A 2,659-nucleotide genomic window follows, 5' to 3' on the forward strand; every position below is an offset into this window, starting at 1 on the left:
TGGGCGGCGGACGCGACGAGAAGTGCCGCGAGCGCGGCGGCGGGAAGGGTGGCGAGGGCGCGGCGGATCATGGCAGGTCGGACCTCGGCCGGCATTCTACGGGCGGCGGCCTTGCGACGCCACCCTCCGGAGCCGCTCGGGGGCGCACGCATGGGCGGCTATCGGAGATGGCGGATCGCCTGGTCGAGCCCGGCGAGCAGCGCGTCGATGTCGCCGTCGTCGTTGTAGGGGGCGAGGCTGGCGCGGACGGTGCCGACGAGGCCGAAGCGCTCCATCAGCGGCTGGGCGCAATGGTGGCCGCCGCGCAGCGCCACGCCGTGGGTGGCGTCGACGAACTGGCAGACGTCGTGCGGATGGAGTCCGTCGAGGGCGAACGAGACGACGCCGAGGCGCTGCTGGAGCCCGGTCGGGCCGAGCACCCGGCAGCCGGGTGCCGCGGCCAGCCCGTCGAGGATGCGGCCGGTCAGGCGCATCTCGTGGGCGAGGATGGAAGACCAGTCCTGCTCGGCCAGCCAGTCGAGCGCCGTGGCGAGGCCGACGGCCTGGGCGATGGGCGGCGTACCCGCCTCGAACTTGGCCGGGATCGGCGCCCAGCTCGAACCTTCGAAACTGACGTGGCTGATCATCTCGCCGCCGCCCAGGAAGGGCGGCATCGCCTCCAGCAGCTCGGCCCGTCCCCAGAGGACGCCGACGCCGTTGGGGCCGAACGTCTTGTGGCCGGAGAAGGCATAGAAGTCGACGCCGAGCGCCGGCACGTCGATCGGCCCGTGCGGCGCCCGCTGCGCGCCGTCGACCAGCACGTGGGCGCCATGGGCCCGGGCCGCCGCGACGATGCGCGGCAGGTCGGTCACCGCGCCCGTCACGTTCGAGCAGTGGGTCACGGCGACGAGGCGGGTGCGGGGCCCGATCCGCTCCTCGATGCCGTCGAGATCGAGCCGGCCGTCGGCGGTGGCGGGGATGACCGACAGGCGGATGCCGCGCCGCATCTGCAGGAGCTGCCAGGGGACGATGTTGCTGTGGTGCTCCAGCACCGAGACCAGCACCTCGTCGCCCTCCGCCAGCCCGTCGCCGAAGCTGCGGGCGACGAGGTTGATGGCGCCGGTGGTGCCGCTGGTGAAGATCACCTCGCGCGGGGAGGGGACGTTGAGATAGCGGGCGACGGCGAAGCGTGCCGTCTCGTAGGCCTCGGTCGCCGCCTCCGCCAGGCGGTGGACGCCGCGTTTCACGTTGGCGCGGGCGGTCGAATCGTGCCGGGCGACGGCGTCGATGACGCGCTGCGGCACCTGGGCCGAGGCGCCGCTGTCGAGATAGTGCAGCGGCGGTCCGTCGAAGGGCGCCCGGAAGATCGGGAACTCGGCGCGGAAGCGGGTGGGATCGAAGCTCATGCGACGGGCGTCCGGTCCCGGGCCAGTCCCGCCAGCGCCTCCGGCGTGTCGACATCGATGAGGATGCCTTCGCACCCGGTCTCGACCTCGACGACCTGGTCGGCATGGGCGGCGAGGAGGCCGCGCGCGCCGGTGTCGCCATGAATGGCCGCCATTTCGGCGAAGAAGCGGCGCGACCACAGGATCGGGTTGCCGCGGCGCCCGCCGGCCATCGGGACGCAGATGGCCCGGCCCTCGACCGGGTTCCAGGCGGCGATCAGCCGGTCGAGGACGGCTGGGGTGACGCGCGGCATGTCGCCGAGGCAGACGACGACGCCGTCGATGTCGCGCGGCAGGGCGGCGATGCCGGCGGCGAGCGAAGTGGCGAGGCCCTGGGCGTAGTCCGGATTGTGGGCATAGGCGACGTCGCGTCCGGCGAGCGCGCCCATGACCGCCCCCGGGTCGTGGCCGGTGACGACGACGACCGGCCGTGCCTTCGAGGCGAGGGCGGCGTCGACCGCATGCGCCACCATCGGCTTGCCGTCGACCGTGGCCAGCATCTTGTTGGCCGCACCCATGCGGGTCGAGCGGCCGGCCGCGAGCACCAGGGCCGCCATCCGCGGCGCCCGCGGCGCCGCCGGCGTGCCGTCCTCGGCGCGCGGCTGCGGCCGGGTCGGGATCTCGGCCAGCAGGCCGCCCGCGCCCATCGCCATCACCGCCCTTCGGTCGACCCGGATGCCGGCGGCGATGCGCTGCAGCACCCAGTCGAACCCGTTGAGCTTGGGCGAGCGGGCGCAGCCCGGCAGGCCGAGCACGGGCACCTCGCCGAGCCGGGCCAGCAGCAGCAGGTTGCCGGGATCGACCGGCATCCCGAAATGCTCGACCGTGCCGCCGGCGGCTTCGATGCCCGCCGGCAGGACATCGCGCCGGTCGACGATCGCCGAGGCGCCGGCGACGAGGAGGAGGTCGGCACCGGCCGCCCGGGCCCGCGCCACGGCCGCGGCGACGGCGGCTTCCTCGTGCGGCGTCCGCCACTCCTCGGCGAGCCGCCCGCCGACCGCGGACAGGCGCTGGCGCGTCACCGCGACGGTCTTGTCGAGGATGCTCTCCTTCATGCCGGGCAGCCGCGTCTGCACCAGGATCGCCGTCAGCGGACGGTAGGGGGCGACCCGCACCAGATCCTCGCCGGCAGCCGCGATCACGGCGGCGAGCGCGGCGCCGGGAGCGGCGAAGGGGATGATCTTGATGGTCGCCACCATCTGCCCCGCCTCGACCGGGGTGAAGGGCGGCAGGGT

At 74.5% G+C, this 2,659-nt stretch carries 2 protein-coding genes; both read right to left on the reverse strand.

Features of this window, described 5'->3' with window-relative positions; translation table 11 throughout:
- Window positions 1-158: 158 nt before the first annotated feature.
- Window positions 159-1,385, reverse strand: a complete 1,227-nt coding sequence (locus tag ACE3Q3_RS23045; RefSeq protein WP_374449986.1) for an aminotransferase class V-fold PLP-dependent enzyme — start codon at window positions 1,383-1,385, stop codon at window positions 159-161.
- The coding region (locus tag ACE3Q3_RS23050; RefSeq protein WP_374449988.1) for an NTP transferase domain-containing protein at window positions 1,382-2,659 on the reverse strand (1,278 nt) is incomplete at its 5' end. The genes ACE3Q3_RS23050 and ACE3Q3_RS23045, both read right to left, overlap by 4 nt.

The sequence above is a fragment of the Allostella sp. genome (assembly GCF_041913585.1).
GTDB lineage: Bacteria > Pseudomonadota > Alphaproteobacteria > ATCC43930 > Allostellaceae > Allostella.